The organism is Streptomyces sp. NPDC051064, assembly GCF_044455985.1.
Taxonomy (GTDB): Bacteria; Actinomycetota; Actinomycetes; order Streptomycetales; family Streptomycetaceae; genus Streptomyces.
In genome coordinates, this window is sequence record NZ_JBITFK010000001.1 from 1,157,819 (window position 1) to 1,180,917 (window position 23,099).

Genomic DNA, 23,099 nt, shown 5'->3' on the forward strand with positions numbered 1-23,099 from the left:
ACAACTCCTCGGAGGAGAGCGATGACAGTCACCCTGGCGGACGTAGCGGCCCGCGCCCGGGTGTCCCCGGCCACCGTGTCCCGCGTCCTGAACGGCAACTACCCGGTGGCCTCGTCCACCCGGGAGCGGGTCCTGCGCGCGGTGGACGATCTGGACTACGTACTGAACGGCCCGGCCAGCTCGCTCGCCGCCGCCACGTCCGACCTGGTGGGCATCCTGGTCAACGACATCGCCGACCCGTTCTTCGGCATCATGGCCGGAGCGGCGCAGAGCGAGATCGGCGGCCCGGGCGACGGAACCGGCCGCGCGGGCGGCGAGAAGCTCGCCGTCGTGTGCAACACCGGCGGCTCCCCGGGGCGCGAACTCACCTATCTCACCCTGCTGCAGCGGCAGCGCGCCGCGGCCGTCGTCCTGACCGGCGGCGCGCTGGAGGACCCGGCACACCAGGCCGCGATGGCGGTGAAGCTGGCCAAGCTCGCGGACGCCGGCACCCGGATCGTCTTCTGCGGACGCCCTCCGCTGCCGGGCACCGACGCGGTGGTCGCCGCGCTGACCTTCGACAACCGGGGCGGTGCCAGGCGCCTCACCGAGCATCTGATCGCCCTGGGCCACCGCCGGATCGGCTACGTCGCCGGGCCCATGGAGCGCACCACGACCCGGCACCGGCTGGAGGGGCACCGCGAGGCCATGAAGGCCGCGGGGCTGTACGGGGACGAGGAGAGCGTCACCGTGCACGGCCCGTACGACCGGAGCTCCGGCTACGACGCCACCCTCGAACTCCTGCGCAGGGAACCGGACGTGACGGCGGTCGTCGCCGCCAACGACACCGTGGCACTCGGTGCCTGTGCGGCGGTCCGGGAGCGTGGGCTCCGCATCCCCGAGGACATCTCGGTGGCCGGCTTCGACGATCTGCCGTTCTCCGTGGACGCCGTACCGGCCCTGACGACCGTACGGCTGCCGTTGTTCGAGGCGGGGGCGCGGGCGGGCCGGCTGGCGATGGGCAAGGAGACACCTCCGGCGGGAGGCACGGCGACGATCGCCGCGGAGCTCATGGCACGCGGATCGACGGCGCCGCCGCGGCTGGGATGAGGATTCTCCCCCGCGAACACGGGTACTGGTCAGGACCGCACCGATGAAAGGACAGACACCGTGAAGCTCGCTTTCTCCACCCTCGGGGTTCCGGGGATGCCCGTGGCGGACGTGGTGCGGCTCGCCGCCGGGAACGGCTACCAGGGGGTGGAGCTGCGCGCCCATCCCGAGGAGCCGGTCCACCCCGGCCTGACCTCGCTCGAACGGGCCTCTGTGGCGGAGGAGTTCAAGCGTGGAGGCGTCGAGATCCTCACCGTCGCCGGGTATGTGCGCGTGGCCTCCGAGGGTGAGGACGGGCCGGTGATCGCCGCGCTCGCCGAGCTGGTGGAGCTGGCGCGCGACCTGGGCGCGGCCAACGTCCGGGTGTTCCCCGGCGGCGGGGACCAGGACCCCGCGGAGGCCGACGCGATCGCCGCACGGCGCCTGGGAGCCGCCGCGCCGCACGCCGCCGACCTGGGCGTACGCATCCTGCTGGAGACCCATGACTCGCACCGCGCCGGGGCCGACGTGGCCCGGGTCGTGGGCACCGTCGGACACGGGCAGATCGGCGCGATCTGGGACGTCATGCACACCTGGCTGGCCGGCGAGGACCCCGCGGCCAGCCATGCGGTGCTGGCCCCGCACCTGGGATACGTACAGGTGAAGGACATCGCCTCCGCCGAGGACACCGCGCCGCTCGCCCTCGGCGCGGGAGCGCTGCCCCTGAAGGCATGCCTGGACATGCTGGACCAGGACAGCTGGGTCTGCTGGGAGTACGAGAAGCGCTGGTACGCCGGGGCCGCCGGTCTGCCGGACCTGCTCGCGGCGGGGCGGGAGCACATCCTGCGGCTCGGCGCGCCGAAGCAGTAGGTCAGGCCCGCGCCTCCTGGGGCTCCTCGGCCCCCTGGACCTCCGGCAGCCGCGGAGCGGCGACGCGACGGGGCCTCGCCAGGGAGGTCAGGGCCACTCCCCCGACCAGCAGCGCCGCCGCGCACCACCGCAGAGGGCTGACCGTCTCGCCGAGGAGGAGCGCGGCCGAGGACATCCCGAAGACGGGCACGAGCAGGGTGAACGGGGCCACCGACGAGGCCGGGTGGTGGCGGAGCAGGAAGCCCCAGGCCGCGAAGCCGAAGACCGTGGAGATCCAGGCGACGTAGACGACGGTGCCGACGCCGCTCCAGTCGAGCGCGGCGAGGGCGTCGGCGTCACGGTCCCAGCCCTCGAAGAGCAGGGACAGGGCGAGGAGCGGCAGTACGGGCACGGTCGACACCCAGACCATGAAGTTGAGGGAGTCGGACGGCGCCGCCTTGCGGGTGATCACGTTGGAGACGCCCCAGCAGGCCGCCGCCAGGATCACCAGGACGAAGGCGAGTACGGGTCCGCCCGCCCCCTCGTCGGCAGCGGCCACGCCGATGCCGGCGAGTGCGACACCCATGCCCAGGACGCGTGTCCTGCCGGGGCGTTCGGACAGGACCAGGGCTGCGAACAGGGCGGTGAAGACGGCCTGGACCTGGAGGACGAGGGAGGAGAGCCCGGCGGGCATCCCGCGGTCCATCCCGATGAAGAGCAGCCCGAACTTGGCCACTCCCAGGGCGAGACCCACCCCGAGGATGTACTTCCACGCCACCGTGGGCCTGCCGACGAAGAACACGGCGGGCAGCGCGGCGACGAGGAAGCGCAGGACGGAGAAGAGCAGGGGCGGGAAGTGGGCGAGACCCAGCTCGACGACGACGAAGTTCACACCCCAGACGGCGGCGACCAGCGCGGCCAGGGCGATGTGGAGAGGACGCATGGACCGAGCATCCGACGCCGGACCATGTAGCACCAGCGCGGATTTCTTCATGGTTGGATTGAGAACGGCTAACGCTTCCCGCTCGTCCGGAGGTCCCGGTGCTCGACCTGTCCCGGCTGCGCGCCCTGCACGCCGTCTCCGTCCACGGCTCGGTCGCGGGCGCCGCCGCCGCTCTCGGCTACACCGCGTCGGCGGTCTCCCAGCAGATCACCAAACTGGAGCGGGAGACCCGTACGACCCTGCTCGAACGGCGCGGGCGCGGGGTGGCGCTCACCGAGGACGCGCTTCATCTCGCCTCCACCGCACAGCAGTTGCTGGCGATCGTGGAGCAGGCCGAGACGACGCTGGAGCAGCGCAGGGGGCAGCCGACGGGGCGGCTCTCCATCGCCGCGTTCGCCTCGGCGGCGCGCGGGCTGCTGCCCGGGGTGCTGGCGGAGCTGGCACGGGAGCACCCGGCACTGGACGCGCGGCTCACCGAGGTCGACCCGCATCTCTCGGTCGACCTGGTGGCGAAGGGCGTGGTCGATCTCGCGGTCGCCCACGACTGGGACATCAGCCCGCTGCCCGCACCGGAGGGCGTCGCCCAGGCCGTGCTCGGGGACGACCGCTGCGACCTGCTGGTGCCGGAGGGCCATCCGCTCGCCGGCCGGGAGGCGGTGCGGCGGGAGGAGCTGGCCGAGGAGCGGTGGGTGTGCCAGCCGCCCGGCACGGTGTGCCACGACTGGCTCGTACGGACCCTGAGGGCGGCGGGGTACGAGCCGGACATCCGTCACCGGGCGGAGGAGAACCACACCCAGCTGGCCCTCGTGGCGGCCGGGCTGGGCGTGGCGCTGATTCCCCGGCTGGGGCGGGGCCCGCTGCCCCCCGGTGTGGTCGCCGTGCGGCTGGATCCCGTACCGGTGAGGCGGCTGTACGCGCTGTGGCGCACGGAGGCGGCGCGGCGGCCCGCGATCATCGCGGCGGTGTCGGTGCTGCGCGGGCACGGAGCGGGAGCGGGCCTTTCCTGACGGCCGGACACCACCCGTCCTTCCACGCCGTCACGCCCGTTCCCGGACCGCCCTCTTGACTGGTAGTTACTTTCCATATATCCGTACCTTCTTGGAAGTTTCTTTCAGCACCGGAAGGGGCTCACGTGCACCACCGCACCTCCAGACGCACCCTCCTCACCGCCACCGCGGCGACCGCCGCAGCCGCGGCCACCGGCGTCGCCGCTCTCCCCGGCGCCGCGCAGGCAGCCGCGACAGGTACCTCCCAGGACAGCCGCCTCAAGCGGCTCATCGCCCGGATGAGCCTGGAGGAGAAGGTCGGCCAGCTCTTCGTGATGCGGGTGTACGGGCACTCCGCGACCGACCCCGACCAGGCGGACATCGACGCCAACCTCGCCGAGATCGGGGTCCGCGACGCCGCCGAGCTGATCTCCACGTACCACGTCGGCGGCATCATCTACTTCGCCTGGGCGCACAACACCCGCGACCCGCACCAGATCGCCGCCCTCTCCAACGGCATCCAGCGGGCCGGGCTCGCCGGCCCCACTCCGCTGCCGCTCCTCGTCTCCACCGACCAGGAGCACGGCATCGTGTGCCGCGTCGGCGAGCCCGCGACTCTGCTGCCGGGTGCGATGGCACTGGGCGCGGGCGGTTCACGCTCCGACGCGCGCGCGGCGGGCAGGATCGCGGGGGCCGAACTGGCGGCGCTGGGCATCAACCAGAACTACGCGCCGGACGCGGACGTCAACGTCAACCCGGCCAATCCCGTCATCGGCGTACGCTCCTTCGGCTCCGACCCGGAGTCGGTCGCCGGGATGGTCGCCGCGCAGGTGAAGGGGTATCAGAGCGCCGGGATCGCCTCCACGGCCAAGCACTTCCCGGGCCACGGGGACACCAGCACCGACAGCCACACCGGTCTGCCCGTCATCTCGCACACCCGCGAGCAGTGGGCCGCGCTCGACGCCCCGCCGTTCCGGGCGGCCGTCGCCGCCGGCATCGACTCGATCATGACGGCCCACATCGTGGTGCCCGCCCTGGACCCGTCGGAGGACCCGGCGACCCTTTCCCGCCCGATCCTCACCGGCATCCTGCGCGAGGAACTCGGCTACGACGGTGTCGTGGTCACCGACGCGCTGGGGATGGAGGGTGTCCGCACGAAGTACGGCGACGAGCGCGTCCCCGTACTCGCACTGCTGGCCGGCGTCGACCAGCTGCTCAACCCGCCGCACCTCGACGTCGCGTGGAACGCGGTCCTGAACGCGGTGAAGAGCGGCGAGATCAGCGAGGCCCGCATCGAGGAATCGATCCTGCGCATCCTGCGGCTGAAGACACGGCTCGGCCTGTTCCGCGACCCGTACGTCACCCAGCGGGGCGTCGACCGCACGGTCGGCATCCCGTCGCACCTCGCCGCCGCCGACCGGATCGCCGAGCGGACGACGACGCTGCTGGCCAACACCGGTTCGCTGCTGCCACTCTCCCGCCGGTCCCACAAGAACCTCCTGGTGGTCGGGGCCGATCCGGCCTCCCCCTCCGGCACGACCGGCCCGCCGACGACGACGCTCGGCGGGGCCTTCGAGGAGCTGGGATTCGCGGTGACCGTCCTGTCCACCGGCACGGCGCCCTCGAAGGCGAAGATCGCCGAGGCCGTGGCCGCGGCGGAGGGCAAGGACGCCGTGGTCGTGGGCACGTACAACGTCACGGCGTCCAGCACCCAGCGCACCCTGGTCAGCGCCCTCGCGGCGACCGGCGTCCCGGTGATCACCCTCGCGATCCGCAATCCGTACGACATCGCCCAGCTCGCCGGTACGGGCTATGCCGCGAGCCTCGCCGCCTACTCCTGGACGGACGTCGAGCTGCGGGCCGCCGCTCGTGTGATCGCGGGGCGGGCCCGGCCGGAGGGCAGGCTGCCGGTCCCGGTGCAACGGGCGGACGCCCCCGCGCAGGCGCTGTACCCCGTCGGCTACGGGCTGTCGTACCGGAGCTACGCCACGCCCTCGCCGTAACCACCCGATGAGCTGAAAACACCCCGTGCACCTGGCGTGTGCCCGCTCCGGCGGGTCACGCTGGGTGCACGTCCGTGTGGAGGTGCAGCTGGGCGGGGACATGCCGATGGGCTGCGCCCACCGGATGTGAACATCCGGCAGGCCCAGCCCACTTCGGCGCGGAGCGGCCCTACGGCCGCAGTGTGCCCCGGTCCCGCTGGAGTTCGGCGTCACGCACGTCCAGGCGCGCGTCGAACTTCGCGAGGGGCTTCGCCTTCGCCGGATCGGCCTCGACGGCCGCGGGAGCGACCCCGGCCCAGCGCAGGATGGCGGCGGTCGCCTTGGCCTTCTCGTCGGCGACGAGGCCGGCGACCTTGGAGCCGTGGTTGCCGCCCGGCACCGTGTAGACGTAGCTGTCACGGGCGCCGCGGCCCAGGCGGAAGGGCTCGGCTCCCCACGGGTCGTTCTCGCCGTAGACGTACAGCATGTGTTCGGCGTTGTTCCGGACCCAGCTGTCCACGTCACGCATGGCCGAGGGCTGGAACTTCATCGGGATGGAGCGCGGCACGAAGTTGCGCGGCGGCTGGTAGCCGTAGCGGCTCAGATTCCCGAGCCAGGGCTGCTCGATGTCGGGCGACCCGAGCTGCGTACCCGCCTGGTAGTAGTACGGCGTGTACGTCTCCAGGCCCTGGTCGGCGTAGGCGGAGAAGCCGGAGATGCCGTCGATGGAGTCCCAGATCTCCTGGTCGGTGGCGTTCGGGGCGTCGGCCGGGATGGAGTCGCAGTCGGCGAGCAGGCTGTACTGCCAGTACGCCCAGACGTAGTCCATGACGACGGCCTCGTACGCCTTGTCGAGCGTGCCGACGGTGTCGAAGGTCAGGCCGTTCTCGGCGGCGTATGCCTCGAACTTCTTCTCCAGCGGCTCGCGGCGGACGAGGGCCTCGCGCTGGACACCGGTCAGCCGGTCTCGGCACTCCTCGGTGCCGACGCGGGCGAAGAACCGGTCGTACGCCGAATCCTCCTTGTTCACCACGTCGTTGGGCGCGACATAGGCGACGACGCCGTCCATGTCCTTCGGGTAGAAGCGCTCGAAGTAGGTGGCGGTCATGCCGCCCTTGGAGCCGCCGGTGGTGAGCCAGTTCTCGGAGTAGATCTTCTTCAGCGCCTTGAAGACCCGGTGCTGGTCGCTGGCGGCCTGCCAGATGTCGAGCTTCGACCAGTCGGCGGGGGCCGGGCGGGACGGGGTGAAGAAGCGGTACTCCAGGGAGACCTGGTTGCCGTCGGTGATCTGCGTGGGCTCGCTGCGGCTGGGGTTGGTCGAGACGTTGTAGCCGCTGGTGAAGAAGACCGTGGGCCGGGTCGTGTCCTTGTGCAGCAGGGTGAGCCGCTGCTGGAACGTGCCCTTGGACGGGTGCCTGTGGTCGACCGGCTGGGTGTAGTTCAGGACGAAGAAGCGGTAGCCGGGGTAGGGCTTCTCCTCGATCAGACTCATGCCCGGGATGGCCAGGATGCGGTCCTTGATGTCCTCGCTGCTGCTCTCGTTGCTGCTGAGGCCGCTGCTCTGCTTCGCGGCCGGTTCCGCGGCTGTGGCCGCACCGGCCGAGGCTCCGGTCGCACTCACTGTGCCTATGAGCACCGCGAGCGACAGAACGCCTCTGAGCGCCTTGCGCATGCACCCTCCCCTTGGTTCACGACAGTCGCCGTGAACCTAGCGGTGGTAACACCCGTCACGCCAGACCCACTCGCGCGTCAGCACCCGATCCACCCCGTGGAACCGGAGGACCCCCCGATGGAACCCGAGGCACGGACGCAGCGGTTGAGCGCGTGCACCGTGACCGGGCCGGCCAGTTCGGTGAACCTGCCGCTGTCGACGACCGCCCGGCCGCCGCGCGGCTGGAGCGAGACCCGCATCGCCCGGCGAGCGCCCGGCTTCTTGGCGACCGTGACGGCGCACGCGTAGGCACGGCTCTTGTAGACGCGCAGCGAACCGGTGGAGAACTTCACCGTCTTGACCAGCCGTCCGGAGCAGGGCGACGCGGCCTGCGCCGGGGCCTGCCCGACGGGGCCCGTCACCAGCACCAGGGCCCCGAGCAGCGGCAGGAGGAGCGACGCCGTCATGCGCCGGCCTGTCGCCGGCCCGTGCCGCTCAAGCCCCGTCCGTCCCGATGACCTCAGCTGTCTCGCCACACGGTCCACCCCATCGACCCCTCGAACACATCGACCTCCATCAGACACACGTACGCATGGGTGTACGACGCGGGAAGACGGCGTTCAGTTGCGGAGGGGTGTCACACGCCCGCCGGGGCGTCCTCCCCGATGCCCTCCCCTATGAAGGTGCGCCACAGCCGGGCATACGTGCCTTCCCTGGCCAGCAGCTCGGCATGCGTGCCGTCCTCGGCGACCCTGCCCCGGTCCATCACCACGACCCGGTCGGCGCGCGCCGCCGTCGTCAGCCGGTGGGCGACCACCAGGGTGGTGCGCCGTCCTGCCAGCCGGTCTGTGGCCTGGTTGACCTGCGCCTCGCTGGCGAGGTCGAGGGAGGCCGTCGCCTCGTCGAGCAGCAGGATGTCGGGGTCGACCAGTTCTGCGCGGGCGAGCGCGATCAGCTGGCGCTGGCCGGCCGAGAGATTGCGGCCCCGTTCGGCGACCTCGTGCAGATAACCGTCCTCCAGGGTGGCGATCATGTCGTGCGCGCCGACGGCCCTTGCCGCCGCCTCCACCTGGGCGTCGGTGGCCTCCGGGAGCCCGTAGGCGATGGCGTCGCGGACCGTCCCCTCGAAGAGGTAGGCCTCCTGCGGCACGACTCCGAGCCGGTGCCGGTACGCCGTCCTGTCGAGCTGCCGCAGATCCGTGCCGTCCGCCGTGACCCGTCCGCTCGTCGGGTCGTAGAACCGGGCGACGAGCTTGACCAGCGTGGACTTGCCCGCCCCCGTCTCGCCGACGAAGGCGACCGTCTGGCCCGCCGGGATCCGCAGATCGATGCCGGTGAGGGCCTCCTCCTCGTCGGCGTAGGCGAACGAGACGTTCTCGAAGGCGATCTCGCCGCGCAGCGACGTCACGTCCACCGGCTCGTCGTGGTCGGCCGTGGAGGTCGGCTCGCGCAGGAGTTCCTGGATCCGGCCGAGGGAGACGGTGGCCTGCTGATAGCCGTCGAAGACCTGGGACAGCTGCTGCACGGGAGCGAAGAACAGGTCGATGTAGAGCAGATAGGCCACCAGCGCGCCCGTGGTCAGCGTGCCGTTGTCGACACGGCCGGCGCCGACGATCAGCACGGCGGCCGCCGCGACCGAGGCCAGCAGCTGGACGAACGGGAAGTAGACCGAGATCAGCCACTGACCGCGCACCCTCGCCTGGCGGTAGTGGTCGCTGCGCGCCGCGAACCGCTCGGCGCCGTCGCGCTCGCGCCGGAACGCCTGGACGATCCGCAGACCGGAGACGGACTCCTGGAGGTCGGCGTTGACGACGCTGATGCGCTCACGGGCGAGCTCGTACGCCTTGACGCTCTTGCGGCGGAAGAAGAACGTACCGACGATCAGCAGCGGCAGCGTGGCGAAGACGACCATGGCCAGCTGGATGTCGAGAACGAGCAGCACGACCGTGATGCCGAAGAAGGTGACCATGGAGACGAAGGCGGTGACCAGGCCGGTCTGCAGGAAGGTGGAGAGCGCGTCCACATCCGTGGTCATCCGGGTCATGATCCGGCCGGTCAGCTCGCGCTCGTAGTAGTCGAGTCCGAGCCGCTGGAGCTGGGCGAAGATCTTGAGGCGCAGGGAGTACAGCACGCGTTCGCCGGTGCGGCCCGTCATCCGGGTCTCACCGATCTGGGCCACCCACTGCACGAGGACGGCCAGCAGACCGAGTCCGGCCGCCGCCCAGACCGCGCCGAGCGCCATCTTCGTGACGCCGTCGTCGATGCCGTGCCGGATCAGCACCGGCAGCAGCAGTCCCATGCCCGCGTCGACGGCGACCAGGGCCAGGCTCACCAGCAGCGGGGCTCCGAAGCCGTGCAGCAGTCTGCGCAGACCGTACGACTTCTCCGGTCGCACCGCGCTCGCCTCGTCGATGCCGGGAGCGTCCGTGGCCGGTGGCAGCGCCTCGACCTGGGCGAGCAGCTCGGGAGTGGCGGGCATGCCGGCGGCCGCCGCGTCGCGCCGCTCGTCCTTACGGATCCACAGCCCGGGGGTGAGACCGCGCTCGGCGTCGAACTCCGCGTCCAGCTCCTCCAGGAGCGCGCGGTCGTCCTCCGGTTCGGCGGTGACCGACGGCTGGTGCCCGGGTGAGGTGCCGCCCATCTCGTCCGGGTCGGTGAGCAGCCGGCGGTAGAGCGCCGAGCGGCGCTCCAGTTCCGCGTGCGTGCCGATGTCGGCGAGCCGCCCCTGGTCGAGGACGGCGATGCGGTCGGCGAGGCCGAGCGTGGACCTGCGGTGAGCTATCAGCAGGGTCGTGCGGCCCTCCATGACCTGGGCCAGGACTTCGTGGATCTCGTGTTCGACCCGGGCGTCGACGGCGGAGGTGGCGTCGTCGAGGAGCAGCAGGCGGGGGTCGGTGAGGATGGCGCGGGCGAGCGCGACGCGCTGGCGCTGGCCACCGGAGAGGGTGAGCCCGTGCTCGCCGACCTTGGTGTCGTAGCCCTCGGGCAGTTCGGAGATGAAGCCGTGCGCCTGGGCGGCGCTCGCGGCGCGTTCGATCTGCTCCTGGGTGGCGCCCGGGTATCCGTACGCGATGTTGGCGCCGACGGACTCGGAGAAGAGGAAGCTGTCCTCCGGTACGAGCCCGATGGCGGCCCGCAGCGAGTCCTGGGTCAGCTCACGGACGTCGTGGCCGCCGACCAGGACGGCGCCGTGCGACACGTCGTAGAAGCGGGGCAGCAGGAGCGAGACGGTGGACTTGCCGCTGCCGGAGGCTCCGACGACGGCGACGGTCTCGCCCGGCTCGATGGTGAGGGAGAAGCCGTCCAGGACCGGCCGGTCGTCGTCGTAGCCGAAGCGGACGTCGTCGAACTCGACGCTCGCGGGGGCGTCGGCCGGGAGCGTCTTGGTGCCGTCCTCCATGGACGGCTCGGTGTCGATGAGCTCCAGGACGCGCTCCACACCGGCGCGGGCCTGCTGGCCGACGGTGAGGACCATGGCGAGCATCCGGACCGGGCCGACGAGCTGGGCGAGGTAGGTGGAGAAGGCGACGAACGTACCGAGCGTGATCTCGCCCCGGGTGGCGAGCCAGCCGCCGAGGGCCAGCATCGCGACCTGGCCGAGCGCGGGGACGGCCTGGAGCGCCGGGGTGTAGCGGGAGTTCAGCCGGATGGTGCGCAGCCGCCCCGCGAAGAGCCTGCGGCTGACCTCGCGGAGCTTGCCGGTCTCCTGCTCCTCCTGGCCGAACCCCTTGACGACCCGGACGCCCGAGACGGCGCCGTCGACCACTCCGGCGACGGCGGCGGCCTGGCTCTGGGCGTACCAGGTGGCCGGGAAGAGGCGCGTCTTGGAGCGGCGGGCGATGAACCACAGCGCGGGGGCGACGGCGAGGGCGACGAGGGTCAGGGGCAGCGAGAGCCACGCCATGATCACCAGGGAGATGAGGAAGAGCAGGATGTTCCCGATGGTCATCGGGAGCATGAAGAGGAGCCCCTGGATCAGCTGGAGGTCGCTGGTGGCCCGCCCCACGACCTGCCCGGTGGAGAGCTCGTCCTGGCGCTTCCCGTCGAGCCGGGTGAGGGTGCCGTACATCTCGGTACGCAGGTCGTGCTGGACGTCCAGGGCGAGCCGCCCGCCGTAGTAGCGGCGGATGAAGGTGGCGATGTAGACGAGGACGGCGGCCCCGATGAGCAGTCCGGTCCAGACGCCGAGGGAACGGGTGTGGCTGCCGACGACGTCGTCGATGATCACCTTGGTGATGAGGGGGACGAGCGCCATCACGGCCATGCCCACGAGCGACGAGCCCAGCGCCAGCACGACGTTACGCCGGTAGCGCCACGCGTATCCGCTCAGCCGCCGGCCCCACCCCTGTGTCTCGGGGTCCTTCGTCTCGGCGCCCTGTTTCTCCGCGCCCTGCTTCTCCGCGCCCACGCGTGCCTCCTGTATCGCCCCGTTGCCCCGCCTGGGCCTACCGCAAGTCTCCAACGCGGTCGGCCGAAGATTTCATCCTCCCGCAACAATTCTCAGCCGATGGGCGGATCCGGGGGCCGGTGGTCCTAGGACTCGGGCGGCGGCAGCGGCGGCGGTCAGCGGGCGGCGGCGCTCAGCCGGCGGCGGGCCCGATGTCCTTGTGGACGGCCTTGGAGACGGCCTGAATGGTGTCGATGCCGTCCTCCATCGTCCTGTTGTCCTGCGTGAGCACGGTGATCACGTAGTCGTGGCCCTTGCCGCTGAACGCGCCGACGCTGTGCACACGCCAGCCGTGGGTGGAGCGCTCCAGCCAGCCGTTCTTGAGCTGGACCGTCGCGTCGCCGGGGGCACCGGCCGGTACGCCCCAGCGCTGTTCCGGGACGACCTTGCGCATCCGGTCCAGGACGAAGGTCCGCGAGCTGTCGTCGAGGACCTTGTTCCTGGCCGTCACGAGGGTCAGCAGACGCTGTTCGTCATGGGCGGTGATCTGGGTGAGCCCCCATGCGCCCTCGGCGTCCAGGGCCGTACGGGTCATTCCCGCGGCCTTGAGGAATCCCTCGACCTTCGCGGGGCCGAGCTTGTCCCACAGCTCGGTGGTCGCGTCGTTGTCCGACTCGGTGATCATGGCCGTGGAGAGCCTGCTCTCGTGCGGGGTGAGCGGCCGGCCGGTCTTCTGCGCGTCCCAGAGCAGTGCGGCGAGGACGGTGACCTTGACCACGCTCGCCGAGTCCACCTGCTGGGTGGGCCGCAGCGTGCAGCTCGTACGCGTCCGGTGGTCCTGCACCGCCAGGGCGGTGGTGGACCTGTGCCCTTTGAGGGCCGCGGTGATGTCCTTGGACATCTTCGCGGCGAGCCCGGCCCGGTCCGAGGCGCAGGAGACGGCGGGGGCCGGTGCCGCGGTGGCGGGCGACGCCACGGCCGCCGGGGTGAGAGCACCACCGATCAGGGCGGCGCCGAGCGCGACGCGGGTGTACCGGGTCATCCGCTGGTGAGTCATACCGTCCTCCGCACCGTCTCGCTGGTCGCCCCTGCGGAGCACCCGGACATGATGCGCGGAACGGACAAACCGAGCTATGGCCTGGGACACAGGCAGGAGGGCCGTCCCGGCGCCCGTCCCGCGCCGCAAGGCCTCCGGGCCGGGCTCAGTGACCGACGCCACGCCGCTCTCCCTCCGCCAGGTCCGGCCGGAAGCCGGTCCGGGACCCGGCGCAGGGCCGGGCTCAGAGGTGCGTCGGCTCGAACATCTTCAGCAGCGCGGGGAGCACGACGACCGCGGGCCCGGGGGCCGCCAGAGCCTTGCCGAGGTCGGCGGCGAGGGTCTCCGGCGTCGTACGGACCGCGGGGACGCCGAAGGACTCGGCGAGGGCGACGAAGTCCGGGCGGGAGAGTTCGGTCGCCGTCGCCTCGCCGAAGGCGCCCGTCATGTACTCCCGCAGGATGCCGTAGCCCCCGTCGTCGACGATCAGCCAGGTGACGGGCAGGTCGTACTGCCGCACGGTGGCGAGCTCGGCGATCGAGTACATCGCGCCACCGTCGCCGGAGACCGCGAGCACCGGCTTCGTCGGATCGGCCGCTGCGGCGCCGATCGCGGCGGGGAAGCCGTAGCCGAGTCCGCCCGCGCCCTGGGCCGAGTGCATCGTGTTCGGACGGCGGGCGTCGAAGGCGGACCAGGCCCAGTAGGCGAGGATCGTCATGTCCCAGAAGCTGGGCGAGGTGTCGGGCAGCGCCTCGCGGACCGAGGCCAGCACCTGCTGCTCCAGCGTGAGGTCCTGTGCCGCGATGCGCTCGTGGACCCGCTCCAGCAGCGCCCGGACGCGCTCGGGCGCGGTGTCGTCCTCACGGGGCTCCACGGCGTCCAGAAGGTCGGCGAGGGCCTCTCGGGCGTCGGAGTGGATGCCGAGCGCGGGGTGGTTGGACTCCAGCTTCCCGGCGTCGGCCTCGATCTGGATGACCCGGCCGCGCGGGGCGAACGTGTGGTAGTTCGAGGAGAGTTCACCCAGTCCCGAGCCGACGACCAGCAGCACGTCCGCGGACTCCAGGAAGTCCGTGGTGTGCCGGTCCTCCAGCCAGGACCGGAGCGAGAGCGGGTGTTCCCAGGGGAAGGCGCCCTTCCCGCCGAAGGTGGTGACGACCGGGGCGTTGATCTTCTCCGCGAGCGCGCGCAGCTTGCCGGACGCGTCGGAGCGTACGACTCCGCCGCCCGCGATGACCGCCGGGCGCTCGGCGTTCGAGAGCAGGTGGGCGGCCGCGAGCGTCAGCTCCGGTCGCGGGTACAGCTCACGCGGGGTGGCGTCGAGTGCGCTGACCACGGGCAGGACGGTCTCGGCGAGCAGCACGTCCTGCGGGATCTCGACCCAGACCGGGCCGTGCGGGGCGGTCAGCGCGGATTCCCAGGCGGCGGCGATCGCGGAGGGGATCTGTGACGCCGTGCGCACGGTGTGCACGGACTTCACGATGTCGCGGAAGGACGCCTTCTGGTCGCGGAGTTCGTGCAGATAGCCGTGGCGCCCGCCGCCGAGTCCGGCGGTGGGGATCTGGCTGGAGATCGCCAGCACGGGCGCGGAAGCGGCTGCCGCCTCCTGGAGCGCGGCCAGGGAGGTCAGGGCGCCCGGACCGGTGGAGAGGAGCAGGGGCGCCACCTCGCCGGTGATCCGGCCGTAGGCGTCGGCGGCGAAGCCCGCGTTGTTCTCGACGCGCAGTCCGACGTACGAGAGCGAGGAGCGGCGCAGCGCGTCGAACATCCCGAGCGCGTGCTGGCCGGGCAGCCCGAAGACGGTGGTGGCGCCGAGGCCCTGGAGGGTCTCGACGACGAGGTCGCCGCCGTTGCGTCCGGGCGGAGGCTTCAGGGCGGCCTCGGCCTGCGCGGCGGTGAGCCGCGGCCGGTCGTCGTGGTCGTGACTCACCGGTTGCGGCCCTCCGCGATCTGGCGGGACATGATCGTCGTCAGCTCGTACGCCGTGTGGGACGCGGCGACGGAAGTGATCTCCGCGTGATCGTACGCCGGGGCGACCTCGACCAGGTCGGCCGAAACGAGGTGGCAGGAGGAAAGTCCGCGCAGGATCTCCAGGAGCTCGCGCGAGGTGAGGCCGCCGGCCTCGGGAGTGCCGGTGCCGGGGGCGTGCGCCGGGTCGAGCACGTCGATGTCGATGGAGATGTAGAGCGGGCGGTCGCCGATGCGCTGCCGCAGCTGGTCGGCGATCTCGTCGACGCCGCGCCGCATGACGTCGGCGGAGGTGACGATGCCGAAGCCCATCTTGGCGTCGTCGGTGAGGTCCTGCTTGCCGTACAGCGGGCCGCGCGTGCCGACGTGGGACAGCGCCTCCGTGTCGAGGATGCCCTCCTCCACGGCGCGGCGGAACGGGGTGCCGTGGGTGTACTCGGCGCCGAAATAGGTGTCCCAGGTGTCCAGGTGGGCGTCGAAGTGGAGCAGGGCGACGGGGCCGTGCTTCTTGGCGACGGAACGCAGCAGGGGCAGCGCGATGGTGTGGTCGCCGCCGAGCGTCATCAGCCGGGCGCCGGTGGAGAGCAGGTCGTCGGCGGCGGCCTCGACGGTCTCGACGGCCTCGTTGATGTTGAACGGGTTGGCGGCGATGTCACCCGCGTCGGCGACCTGGGCGAGGGCGAAGGGGGAGGCGTCCTGCGCCGGGTTGTAGGGGCGCAGGAGGCGCGAGGCCTCCCGGATCGCGTTGCCGCCGAAGCGGGCGCCGGGCCGGTAGGAGACGCCGCTGTCGAAGGGCACGCCGACCACGGCGACATCGGCGGAGCCGACCTCGTCGAGCCGGGGCAGCCGGGCGAACGTCGCGGGTCCGGCGTACCGCGGGACCCGGGAGGAGTCGACGGGTCCGCGCGGCGATTCGTTGCTGCTCATGGGTGCGGGTGCCTTTCGTTGTGCCATGCGCGCCTTGTGGGCGTTCATACGGTATTCAGTCTGCCAGGGGCCCGTCCCGGCCCCTGGGCCGGTGAACGGGCGGTCAGACGGCGACCGGGTCCGGGGTGGCCGGGTCCTCGGTCCCGCGTCCGGCCAGGCGCTCGCGCCAGGCGGTCAGCACGGCAGGATCGGTCGGCCTGGTCGCCAGCGATACGACGACGTACACCGCGAGTGAGGCGATCAGCCCGTAGTAGACCGGCTCGTTGGCGAGGATTCCGTAGGCGGCCATCAGTCCGATCACCGCGACACCGCCGACGGCCACGGCCGCCAACGCGCCCGCCGCCGTGCCCCGGCGCCAGAGCAGGCCCCCGAGGATCGGCACCAGCAACCCGCCGACCAGCAGGTTGTAGGCGACGGTCAGCGCCTCGACGACGTCATTGAGCGCGATGGCGATCACGATGACGGCGACGCCCATGATGAGGATGAAGGCCCGGTTGCCCTTCACCTCGTCCCGCTCCTCGCCGCCTTCCTCGGCGACCACGCCCCGCAGCCGCGACCAGATGTCGTTGTTGGCCACGGTCGCGCAGGCGATCAGGGCGCCGGAGGAGGTGGACATCACCGCGGCGAGCGCGGCGGCCAGCACCAGTCCCCGTACGCCGACCGGCAGTTCGTCCTTCACGATCGTCGCGAAGGCGGCGTCGGCACTGGGCAGCTTCGGGTACATCACCTTGGCCGCCGTCCCGATGACGGCACCGGCGACGGCGTAGACCAGACAGTACGTACCGGCCACGGTGCCACCCCAGCGTGCCGTGCGGTCGCTGCGCGCGGTGAACACGCGCTGCCAGATGTCCTGGCCGATCAGCATGCCGAAGGTGTAGATCAGGACATACGTGAAGATCGTCTCGCCGCCTATGCCCAGCGGGTCGAAGTACTCCGTCGGCAGCTTCGCCTTCATCTCGCTGAAGCCGCCGGCCTTGACGACGGCGATCGGCAGGAGCAGCAGCAGGACGCCGATCGTCTTGACGACGAACTGCACCATGTCGGTGATCGTGATCGACCACATGCCGCCGAGCGTCGAGTACGCGACGACGATGGTGCCGCCCAGGATGATCGCCACGGTCCGGTTCACGTCGAACAGGACGTCGAAGATGGTGGCGTAGGCGATGGTCGAGGTGACCGCGAGCATCAACGTGTACGCCCACATGACGACACCGGAGATGACCCCGGCCCGGCCCCCGTAGCGCAGGTCCAGCATCTCGGAGACGGTGTAGACCTTCAGCCGGGCGATGCGCGCGGAGAAGAAGACGGACAGGGCGAGAAGCCCGAGGCCGATCGTGAAGACCATCCAGGCGCCGGAGAGCCCGTACTGGTAGCCGAGGCCGACACCACCGATGGTCGAGGCACCGCCGAGGACGATCGCGGCCATGGTGCCGGAGTACATCCAGGGGCCGAGCCGTCGTCCGGCGACCAGGAACTCGCTCTTGGACTTGGCGCGGCGCATGCCCCACCAGCCCATGGCGAGCATGCCGGCCAGATAGACCACGATCACCGCGTAGTCGACAGCCATGGGCTTTCCTCCGTCTCGGTTCCGCTCAGGGGGTGTGGTGATGAAGACGGTAGGTGGCCGGAAGCCGACGCTGAAGTGTACGTTTCCTCCATCCTCATGAAGCTGAATGGATGGACCATCCATGCCGGACTCCCCCGCCGGGCCCCCCGCCCCTCCCATCGCCCTCTCCGAGCTGCTGGCCCGGGAGGAGCTCGGGCTGCGCCGGATCGCCGGTCCGGACCACGCGGATCTGCTGTGGGTGCACACCTCGGAGATGGCCGACCCGTATCCGTATCTGCTCGGCGGTGAGCTGCTGCTGAGCGCCGGGGTGCAGCTCACGGACGCGGACACCTACGTGACCCGGCTGGTGCAGGCGGGGGCGGCGGCGCTCGGCTTCGGGGTGGCGCCGGTGCACGACACGGTGCCGGCCGCCCTGGTGGAGGCGTGCGACCGGCACGGGCTGCCGCTGCTGGAGGTGCCGCCGGAGACCCGCTTCACCGCGATCGCCCAGGCGGTGTGGCGGCTCATGGCGGAGGCCCGGCACCGCGAGCTGCGCCGGGTGACCCGGGCCCAGCAGGCCCTGGCGACGGCGGCGGCCCGCCCGGACCCGGTGCCCGCGGTGCTGCGCCAGCTCGCCGTGCAGCTGGAGGGCCGGGTCGCGCTGCTCACGGCGGACGGCGCTGTGCTGCACGCGGCGGGCGGGCGCCCGGCACCGGATGTGCAGACGGCACTGGCCCGGCTGGCCCGGGTGGTGGTACCCGCACCCTCCGCCCCGCCCCCTGTGGCCGCTCCCACCGCGCGCTCCTCCCCCGGCCGGAAGCCGAACCCGTCGTCGGCGACCGACACCCGGGGCGGCACCCACCTCTTCGCGTACGCGCTCGGCGGCGGGCAGGGCCTGGCCCTCGCCCTGGCGACGCCCCGGCGCGACTTCGGCGACCACACCGTCGCGGGGATCGCCGTCGTCCTGCTCTCCCTGCTCACCGCCCCGCACCAGGGCGCCGACGCCGCGGGCCGTTCGGCGGCGCTCGTACGGCTGCTGCTGGGCGCGGCCCCGCAGGACGTGGCCCCGCTGCTGGGCGACGGCGACTCCTGGACGGTGGTCCACGCCCGGCGGGCCGACGGCACCCCGGCCGGTGCGCTGAACGCCGGGGCCCTCGGCGCCGCGCTGGGCTCCGCCCTCTCGGACGTGGACCGCGAGACCGTACGGGTCCTGCTCCCCGGCCGCCACGAGGCGGTGCCCGCGCAGCCCGGCTGGACCCTCGGCGTCTCCGGCCCCGCCCCGGTCACCGCCCTGCCCGACGCCGACGCCCAGGCGGCCCGCGCCCTGGGCCACGCCGAGGCGACCCGCGCCCCGCTGAGCACACACCGTCCGGGCACCGGCTTCACCGCCCTGATCCCCCGTGCGGAAGCCGAGGCCCACGCGCGCGCCCTGCTGGCCCCTCTCACCGAGACCCTGGCCGAGACCCTGCGCTGCTGGCTGAGCCTCCACGGCAGCTGGGACCGTACGGCGGTGGCCCTCAAGGTCCACCGCAACACGGTCCGCCAGCGCATCGCCCGGTGCGCGGCGCTGCTGGACGCGGACCTGGACGACATGGACGTACGGACGGAGCTGTGGTTCGCGTTGCGGGACCACGGGCCCGCGCGGGCGTGAATCCTGGCCTCGGGCTACGGCTCAGCCCTTGTTGACCTTGATGACGACGGTCTTGCACACCTTGTCGGCGAAGGTCTGCTTCTTCTCGTCCCACAGCGGCCACAGCCAGCCGAGGTAGCAGGCGAAGCTGTCCAGGAAGTGCGCGAGCTTACGGACGAACGCCATGCCGAACCCCAGGGGCCTGCCGTCGGCTTCCCGGTGCAGGCTGATGCCGAGGACCTTCTTGCCGGTCGTCTGACCGGTCTTGCCCTCCAGGTAGAGCTGGTAGAAGGCCATGGCGAGGGTGTAGACCACGCCGATCGCGAAGAAGACTCCTGGCTCGGCAGTCGCCGGGTCATCGCTACCCGCGAGGTCGATGAAGCCGAGCGCGTACATCGGGCCGGCAATGATCAGCACGTCCAGCAGGTACCCGCCGACGCGCTGCCCCCAGTGGGCCAGCGGCGGCAGTCCTGCCCCCGGCATGCCGGGCGGCGGGTACGCGCCGTACGGCTGCTGCTGATAGCCGTACTGAGGGGGCACGCCCTGCGGCGCCTGCTGCGGGTAGCCGTACTGAGGAGGCACGCCCTGCTGGGGGTAGCCGGGCTGAGGGGGCACGCCCTGCGGCGCCTGCTGCGGGTAGCCGGGCTGGCCTTGCGGAGGCTGCTGGCTGTAGGGGTTGTTGGGATCGCCGAAGCTCATGGCGAAGCTCTCCAGTTCCGAGGTGGGGACGGAGCGACCTGAGCGGAGGGCTGTTTCACTCCACACGCAGGTGCCCCCCGTACAGCCGCGGTTGTGCGCGATCATCGTGTTCGTAGGACTGTCTGCTTGTCTAATCCGACCAGGACCTGTCCGGCCAGGCGCAGGTATGTCTTCCTCACCGTCACCACGGGGATGGTCGACATGAACTCCTACGCGACCCAGCAGTAGACGCCTTGGCCCTGGAGTCGGGCGCTGCTGACGAGCGCGGCCAGATCGCTCAGGATCACTTCGGCGATCTCCGCGTCGATGACCTCGCCGTCCTCCGCCCGTTGCAAGGACCATGCGGCGGCGGCAACCTTCAATTCGGGCCGTTCGGCCCCGGCGAGTGCCGCGGACAGGCGAGGCGAGATGGCGAAGACGACGCACCCGTCATCGTCCAGGCCGGCGACGAGACGCGGCTCATCGGCTTCGACGAGTTCCTCGACGCTGCCGCCGGCAAGCAGGCACTCCCACTCGACCACAGCCTCTTCGGGATCGAAGTTGCCGAAGGAGAGCGACGCGAACGCGCGTGGCCCGGTCCGGAGAGCAAGAGCCGCGGACGCGTCGTCCGGAGCAGCGAAGAACTCGACGATGACGCTCACCCCGACATCATGCCGGTCCGCCCACGGCCGTGACCGGCCGCGCCTGGTATGCCGAAGCCCGTCCTCCACGACTTCGGGCGGTCTACACGGGCATGTACGCCGGGCCGGCGCCGATTCCGTCAGCCTTGAGGGACATCCGCACCAGTATTCCCGACTCATTGATCAGCAGTTCCGGCACATGGTCCTCGTAGAAGCGGATCTGCCCGATGACGCCCTCGGTGCTGCTGTGCCGCGCCAACTGCTCCAGCACCGGCCCCAGGTCGGAGAGACACTCTGCGTGCACCTCCTGGCGTGCGGTGAGAGCCCATCCGCAGTCTGTCCGGTGCAGCTCACCCACCAGCAGGCCGCCGATGCGCGCCGCCGGTCCACGCTCGGCGAGGAGAGGGAACACGTCGTCCGGTCCGGCCAGTTCTTCCGCGGGAACGTCTGCCGTTCCCTCCGCCCGCCCGGCGCCGGTGCCGGTGGCAGTGCCGAGATGCCATTCCAGCTCGTCCACGACCGCGCTCGGCATCGTGGCGCGGAGATCCAGTGAGAGCTCGACTGCGTACATGTCACCCATCCCGGCAGCCTATGCATGCGCGGTGGGCGGAGAAAATGGGAGGCAGCCCCGAGAACAGTCTGCTAGGAATACGAATTCCTCTTCAGCCGACAGGACTTGGATGTCATGCCCCGCGCCGTCACACTCATCCGTTCCACCGCGCTGTCCGACGTGGCCGAGTACGCCTACGCGGCCACCGCGCCCGCCGACGCACGGCTGATCTTCCTCGCCGGGGCGTGCCCGCTGAACGAGGACGGGTCAACAGCGGCCGTAGGCGACTACGCCGGCCAAGCGGCGAAGGCCCTCGAGAACATGAAGACCGCACTCGCAGCGGCGGGGGCCGGTCTGGAGGACGTCATCAGCACACGCGTACTGGTGGCCTCCACGCGACAGGAGGACCTGGGGACCGCCTGGGAGGTGGTCAGGAACGCCTTCGGTGACCACGACGTCCCGAGCACGTTGCTCGGCGTCACCGTGCTGGGATACGCCGACCAGCTGGTGGAGATCGAAGGCGTCGCCGCCGTACTCGACTCCTGATCATCACGGGGCAGCTCAGCCCCTGCGTCGAGCCGTCGGCCGAACCCTCAGACCCCGGCCGTGCAGAACACGCACGCCTCCCAGAAGGGCAGGGCGCCCAGCACCCGGTGACGTACGCACGAGGCCATCGCGGCCTCCTGCGGACCGGGAAGGACGCCCGCCTCGCCTCTCGCGGTCGCAGGGTCGAACTCCTCCACCATCGCCCGGTACGTGCGCAGGTAGCCCTCGGCCCAGGGCGGCTCGTACGTCAACTCCTCCCACCTGTGCCCGGACAGCGCCAGATCGAGGACGCGAAGCAGGAAGTTCTTGGCCGCGGCCTGCTCCTGCGGTGTGTCCCCCCAGTCGAGATCCTCCAGATCGAAGCCGACCACTCCACGCCCCATCACGCTCTGGTCCTGGAGCGTCAGCAGGGCGGCGAAGCGGAAGTGCCACGGCTCACGGGCCAGTGCGGACACGGAGAGCATCAGCAGGTCCACGAACACCGCCGTGCCGCCGTTGGTCATCTCCAGGCGCCGGCCACCACCGGCGCGAAACACGTTCATGGTCCGAGGGTAGAGAGAGGGAAGACGCCGCACCCGGTACGGGCTTACTGACTCAGCCCGACAACGCCCCAGCCTCGCCTTTCCGCTTCGTTGAGGACCCGGCCCCAGTCCTCCAGCAGGTCGGTGAACTCGCTTAACTCGCCGACCGACCTCCCGGGGTTGGCGGCGTGCTCGGTGAACGCCGCACTCAGCCCGCCGAGCAAGGGCTCTACCCGCTCCCAGGTCGTGGCAAGCTCCCGCACGCTTTCGGGCGACCGAGCCAGAAGCATGCCGTAGGAGATTTCGGGGTCATCGCAGAAAAAGTCCGGATCGATGTGCTGCGCCTCACCGTCCGGCCCGTCCCAGATCAGACCGATCAGCAATGCGTCCAAACCAGCGCGCACCTGCGGATCGGCGTAGTCGCGGACAGACTCCCACCTCTCCCCGGCCCAGAAGTGCGCCTTGAACGAGTCCATGGTGCGCCGGAACTCGTAGAGGGCAAAGTAGGTGCTATCGGGGCCCTGCGGCCACGTGAACTCACCCTCGGGCTCCGGGGTTCCGTAATCCCACAGCCCCGTCTCGTCTGCGTACCAAGCATCCCTCAAGCGCTCAAGTCGCTCACGCTGAGGAGCCTCGCCCAGCCAAGACCAGTCGGCGATCATCACACTGATATCGAGCCCCATGGCTCGACCGTACCGATCGCCGGGGCTCAGAAGTTCACGCTCCTGAATCCCGAGGCGGAGCGCTCTGTCGCGGCGCGGACCCCTGGGGCGTCATTGGGGAGTTACGGACAGCGATTGACCCCATATGCCCGGGATGGACGCCCGTAACTTCCCAACGACCGGAGTCGCGGCGTCCCTGCCGCGCCGCACCCAGGTCAGCGCAGGGCGTGCGGTCGCCCTGTCCGCCCGCGGCGTCGTGGTCGGAACGGTGCACACGGCGCAGCTGCCCGCCCTCCACGCCGCCACGTCACCCGAGGCCGTGGGCGGCGGGTTCTACGGACCGAGCGGGACCGGGCACATGGGTGGCGGCCCGGCGGAGCAGAAGCTGTACAGCTGCCTGCGCGGCAGGGAGGACGCGCAGCGCATCTGGCAGATCTCCGAGGAACTCGCGGGCGTTCGCTCCTGGGGATAGAGCCGATCAGACCGATGCCGCTGCTCTTCCGGGCGGCACGCCTCCGATCGGTGAACCCA

At 71.3% G+C, this 23,099-nt stretch carries 19 protein-coding genes and 1 pseudogene; 7 read left to right on the top strand and 13 right to left on the bottom strand.

Going from position 1 to position 23,099, the window contains the following annotated elements; genetic code table 11:
- Window positions 1-21 precede the first annotated feature (21 nt).
- Window positions 22-1,089, top strand: coding sequence for a LacI family DNA-binding transcriptional regulator (locus tag ACIBCU_RS05340; protein WP_399229369.1), 1,068 nt, complete (start codon window positions 22-24; stop codon window positions 1,087-1,089).
- A 60-nt stretch (window positions 1,090-1,149) separates the two neighbouring features.
- Entirely contained in the window at window positions 1,150-1,938 is a 789-nt protein-coding gene (locus tag ACIBCU_RS05345; RefSeq protein ID WP_399229372.1) for a sugar phosphate isomerase/epimerase family protein, read from the top strand.
- 1 nt (window position 1,939) lies between these two features.
- On the opposite strand, the gene ACIBCU_RS05350 is transcribed toward ACIBCU_RS05345, so the two are convergent.
- Complete coding sequence (locus tag ACIBCU_RS05350) at window positions 1,940-2,860, bottom strand: EamA family transporter (protein WP_399229374.1); 921 nt, start codon at window positions 2,858-2,860, stop codon at window positions 1,940-1,942.
- Window positions 2,861-2,958: 98 nt separating this feature from the next.
- Between ACIBCU_RS05350 and ACIBCU_RS05355 the strand changes: the two genes are divergently transcribed.
- Together ACIBCU_RS05355 and ACIBCU_RS05360 are read left to right on the top strand one after the other, a co-directional pair.
- Window positions 2,959-3,867 (top strand): LysR substrate-binding domain-containing protein, encoded by a 909-nt coding sequence (locus ACIBCU_RS05355; RefSeq protein WP_362926682.1) that lies wholly within the window; start codon window positions 2,959-2,961, stop codon window positions 3,865-3,867.
- 125 nt (window positions 3,868-3,992) lie between these two features.
- Window positions 3,993-5,849, top strand: coding sequence for a glycoside hydrolase family 3 protein (locus tag ACIBCU_RS05360; RefSeq protein ID WP_362926683.1), 1,857 nt, complete (start codon window positions 3,993-3,995; stop codon window positions 5,847-5,849).
- A gap of 169 nt (window positions 5,850-6,018) precedes the next feature.
- On the opposite strand, the gene ACIBCU_RS05365 is transcribed toward ACIBCU_RS05360, so the two are convergent.
- The 7 genes from ACIBCU_RS05365 to ACIBCU_RS05395 all read right to left on the bottom strand — a co-directional run bounded on the left by ACIBCU_RS05365 (window position 6,019) and on the right by ACIBCU_RS05395 (window position 17,361).
- A complete protein-coding gene (locus tag ACIBCU_RS05365) occupies window positions 6,019-7,500 on the bottom strand; it encodes a S28 family serine protease (protein WP_399229378.1) in 1,482 nt (493 codons plus the stop codon).
- Window positions 7,501-7,577: 77 nt separating this feature from the next.
- A complete protein-coding gene (locus ACIBCU_RS05370; RefSeq protein ID WP_362926686.1) occupies window positions 7,578-7,946 on the bottom strand; it encodes a hypothetical protein in 369 nt (122 codons plus the stop codon).
- A gap of 170 nt (window positions 7,947-8,116) precedes the next feature.
- On the bottom strand, window positions 8,117-11,887 hold the full coding sequence (locus tag ACIBCU_RS05375; RefSeq protein ID WP_362926688.1) for an ABC transporter ATP-binding protein: 3,771 nt from the start codon (window positions 11,885-11,887) through the stop codon (window positions 8,117-8,119).
- A 172-nt stretch (window positions 11,888-12,059) separates the two neighbouring features.
- Window positions 12,060-12,923, bottom strand: coding sequence for a serine hydrolase (locus ACIBCU_RS05380; protein ID WP_362926689.1), 864 nt, complete (start codon window positions 12,921-12,923; stop codon window positions 12,060-12,062).
- Window positions 12,924-13,146: 223 nt separating this feature from the next.
- Complete coding sequence (locus tag ACIBCU_RS05385) at window positions 13,147-14,829, bottom strand: thiamine pyrophosphate-binding protein (protein ID WP_399229381.1); 1,683 nt, start codon at window positions 14,827-14,829, stop codon at window positions 13,147-13,149.
- Window positions 14,826-15,794, bottom strand: a complete 969-nt coding sequence (speB, locus tag ACIBCU_RS05390; protein ID WP_362926691.1) for an agmatinase — start codon at window positions 15,792-15,794, stop codon at window positions 14,826-14,828. Before speB ends, ACIBCU_RS05385 begins: the two co-directional genes overlap by 4 nt.
- Window positions 15,795-15,897: 103 nt before the next feature.
- Window positions 15,898-17,361 (bottom strand): sodium:solute symporter, encoded by a 1,464-nt coding sequence (locus tag ACIBCU_RS05395; protein ID WP_399229383.1) that lies wholly within the window; start codon window positions 17,359-17,361, stop codon window positions 15,898-15,900.
- 121 nt (window positions 17,362-17,482) lie between these two features.
- On the opposite strand from ACIBCU_RS05395, the gene ACIBCU_RS05400 reads away from it, so the two are divergent.
- Window positions 17,483-18,991, top strand: coding sequence for a PucR family transcriptional regulator (locus tag ACIBCU_RS05400; RefSeq protein ID WP_362926693.1), 1,509 nt, complete (start codon window positions 17,483-17,485; stop codon window positions 18,989-18,991).
- A 21-nt stretch (window positions 18,992-19,012) separates the two neighbouring features.
- On the opposite strand, the gene ACIBCU_RS05405 is transcribed toward ACIBCU_RS05400, so the two are convergent.
- The 3 genes from ACIBCU_RS05405 to ACIBCU_RS05415 form a co-directional block, all read right to left on the bottom strand.
- Window positions 19,013-19,669 carry an RDD family protein gene (locus ACIBCU_RS05405; RefSeq protein ID WP_399229386.1) on the bottom strand — a complete coding sequence of 219 codons (657 nt, stop codon included), beginning with the start codon at window positions 19,667-19,669 and terminating at the stop codon, window positions 19,013-19,015.
- A gap of 209 nt (window positions 19,670-19,878) precedes the next feature.
- Window positions 19,879-20,310, bottom strand: coding sequence for a hypothetical protein (locus tag ACIBCU_RS05410; protein ID WP_399229388.1), 432 nt, complete (start codon window positions 20,308-20,310; stop codon window positions 19,879-19,881).
- Window positions 20,311-20,392: 82 nt separating this feature from the next.
- Window positions 20,393-20,869 carry a hypothetical protein gene (locus ACIBCU_RS05415; protein WP_399229390.1) on the bottom strand — a complete coding sequence of 159 codons (477 nt, stop codon included), beginning with the start codon at window positions 20,867-20,869 and terminating at the stop codon, window positions 20,393-20,395.
- A gap of 105 nt (window positions 20,870-20,974) precedes the next feature.
- On the opposite strand from ACIBCU_RS05415, the gene ACIBCU_RS05420 reads away from it, so the two are divergent.
- The gene (locus ACIBCU_RS05420; protein ID WP_399229392.1) at window positions 20,975-21,385 is read left to right on the top strand and encodes a RidA family protein; all 411 of its coding nucleotides are present in this window, start codon (window positions 20,975-20,977) and stop codon (window positions 21,383-21,385) included.
- Window positions 21,386-21,432: 47 nt separating this feature from the next.
- Here the strand turns inward: ACIBCU_RS05420 and ACIBCU_RS05425 are convergent, their stop codons facing one another.
- Together ACIBCU_RS05425 and ACIBCU_RS05430 are read right to left on the bottom strand one after the other, a co-directional pair.
- On the bottom strand, window positions 21,433-21,927 hold the full coding sequence (locus tag ACIBCU_RS05425; RefSeq protein WP_399229395.1) for a hypothetical protein: 495 nt from the start codon (window positions 21,925-21,927) through the stop codon (window positions 21,433-21,435).
- Between the two features lie 44 nt (window positions 21,928-21,971).
- Window positions 21,972-22,589 (bottom strand): hypothetical protein, encoded by a 618-nt coding sequence (locus tag ACIBCU_RS05430; protein ID WP_399229397.1) that lies wholly within the window; start codon window positions 22,587-22,589, stop codon window positions 21,972-21,974.
- Window positions 22,590-22,800: 211 nt separating this feature from the next.
- Between ACIBCU_RS05430 and ACIBCU_RS05435 the strand changes: the two are divergent.
- A pseudogene (locus ACIBCU_RS05435) lies at window positions 22,801-23,040 on the top strand (short chain dehydrogenase); the annotation flags it as partial.
- Between the last annotated feature and the right edge of the window lie 59 nt (window positions 23,041-23,099).

What these genes read in the sequence shown, in the direction of transcription:
- ACIBCU_RS05340 (WP_399229369.1), top strand. Translation starts at nt 22, where the DNA reads ATGACAGTCACCCTGGCGGACGTAGCGGCCCGCGCCCGGGTGTCCCCG.
- ACIBCU_RS05350 (WP_399229374.1), bottom strand. Translation starts at nt 2,860, where the DNA reads ATGCGTCCTCTCCACATCGCCCTGGCCGCGCTGGTCGCCGCCGTCTGG.
- ACIBCU_RS05365 (WP_399229378.1), bottom strand. Translation starts at nt 7,500, where the DNA reads ATGCGCAAGGCGCTCAGAGGCGTTCTGTCGCTCGCGGTGCTCATAGGC.
- ACIBCU_RS05370 (WP_362926686.1), bottom strand. Translation starts at nt 7,946, where the DNA reads ATGACGGCGTCGCTCCTCCTGCCGCTGCTCGGGGCCCTGGTGCTGGTG.
- ACIBCU_RS05380 (WP_362926689.1), bottom strand. Translation starts at nt 12,923, where the DNA reads ATGACTCACCAGCGGATGACCCGGTACACCCGCGTCGCGCTCGGCGCC.
- speB (WP_362926691.1), bottom strand. Translation starts at nt 15,794, where the DNA reads ATGAGCAGCAACGAATCGCCGCGCGGACCCGTCGACTCCTCCCGGGTC.
- ACIBCU_RS05395 (WP_399229383.1), bottom strand. Translation starts at nt 17,361, where the DNA reads ATGGCTGTCGACTACGCGGTGATCGTGGTCTATCTGGCCGGCATGCTC.
- ACIBCU_RS05400 (WP_362926693.1), top strand. Translation starts at nt 17,483, where the DNA reads ATGCCGGACTCCCCCGCCGGGCCCCCCGCCCCTCCCATCGCCCTCTCC.
- ACIBCU_RS05405 (WP_399229386.1), bottom strand. Translation starts at nt 19,669, where the DNA reads ATGAGCTTCGGCGATCCCAACAACCCCTACAGCCAGCAGCCTCCGCAA.
- ACIBCU_RS05415 (WP_399229390.1), bottom strand. Translation starts at nt 20,869, where the DNA reads ATGGGTGACATGTACGCAGTCGAGCTCTCACTGGATCTCCGCGCCACG.
- ACIBCU_RS05420 (WP_399229392.1), top strand. Translation starts at nt 20,975, where the DNA reads ATGCCCCGCGCCGTCACACTCATCCGTTCCACCGCGCTGTCCGACGTG.
- ACIBCU_RS05425 (WP_399229395.1), bottom strand. Translation starts at nt 21,927, where the DNA reads ATGAACGTGTTTCGCGCCGGTGGTGGCCGGCGCCTGGAGATGACCAAC.
- ACIBCU_RS05430 (WP_399229397.1), bottom strand. Translation starts at nt 22,589, where the DNA reads ATGGGGCTCGATATCAGTGTGATGATCGCCGACTGGTCTTGGCTGGGC.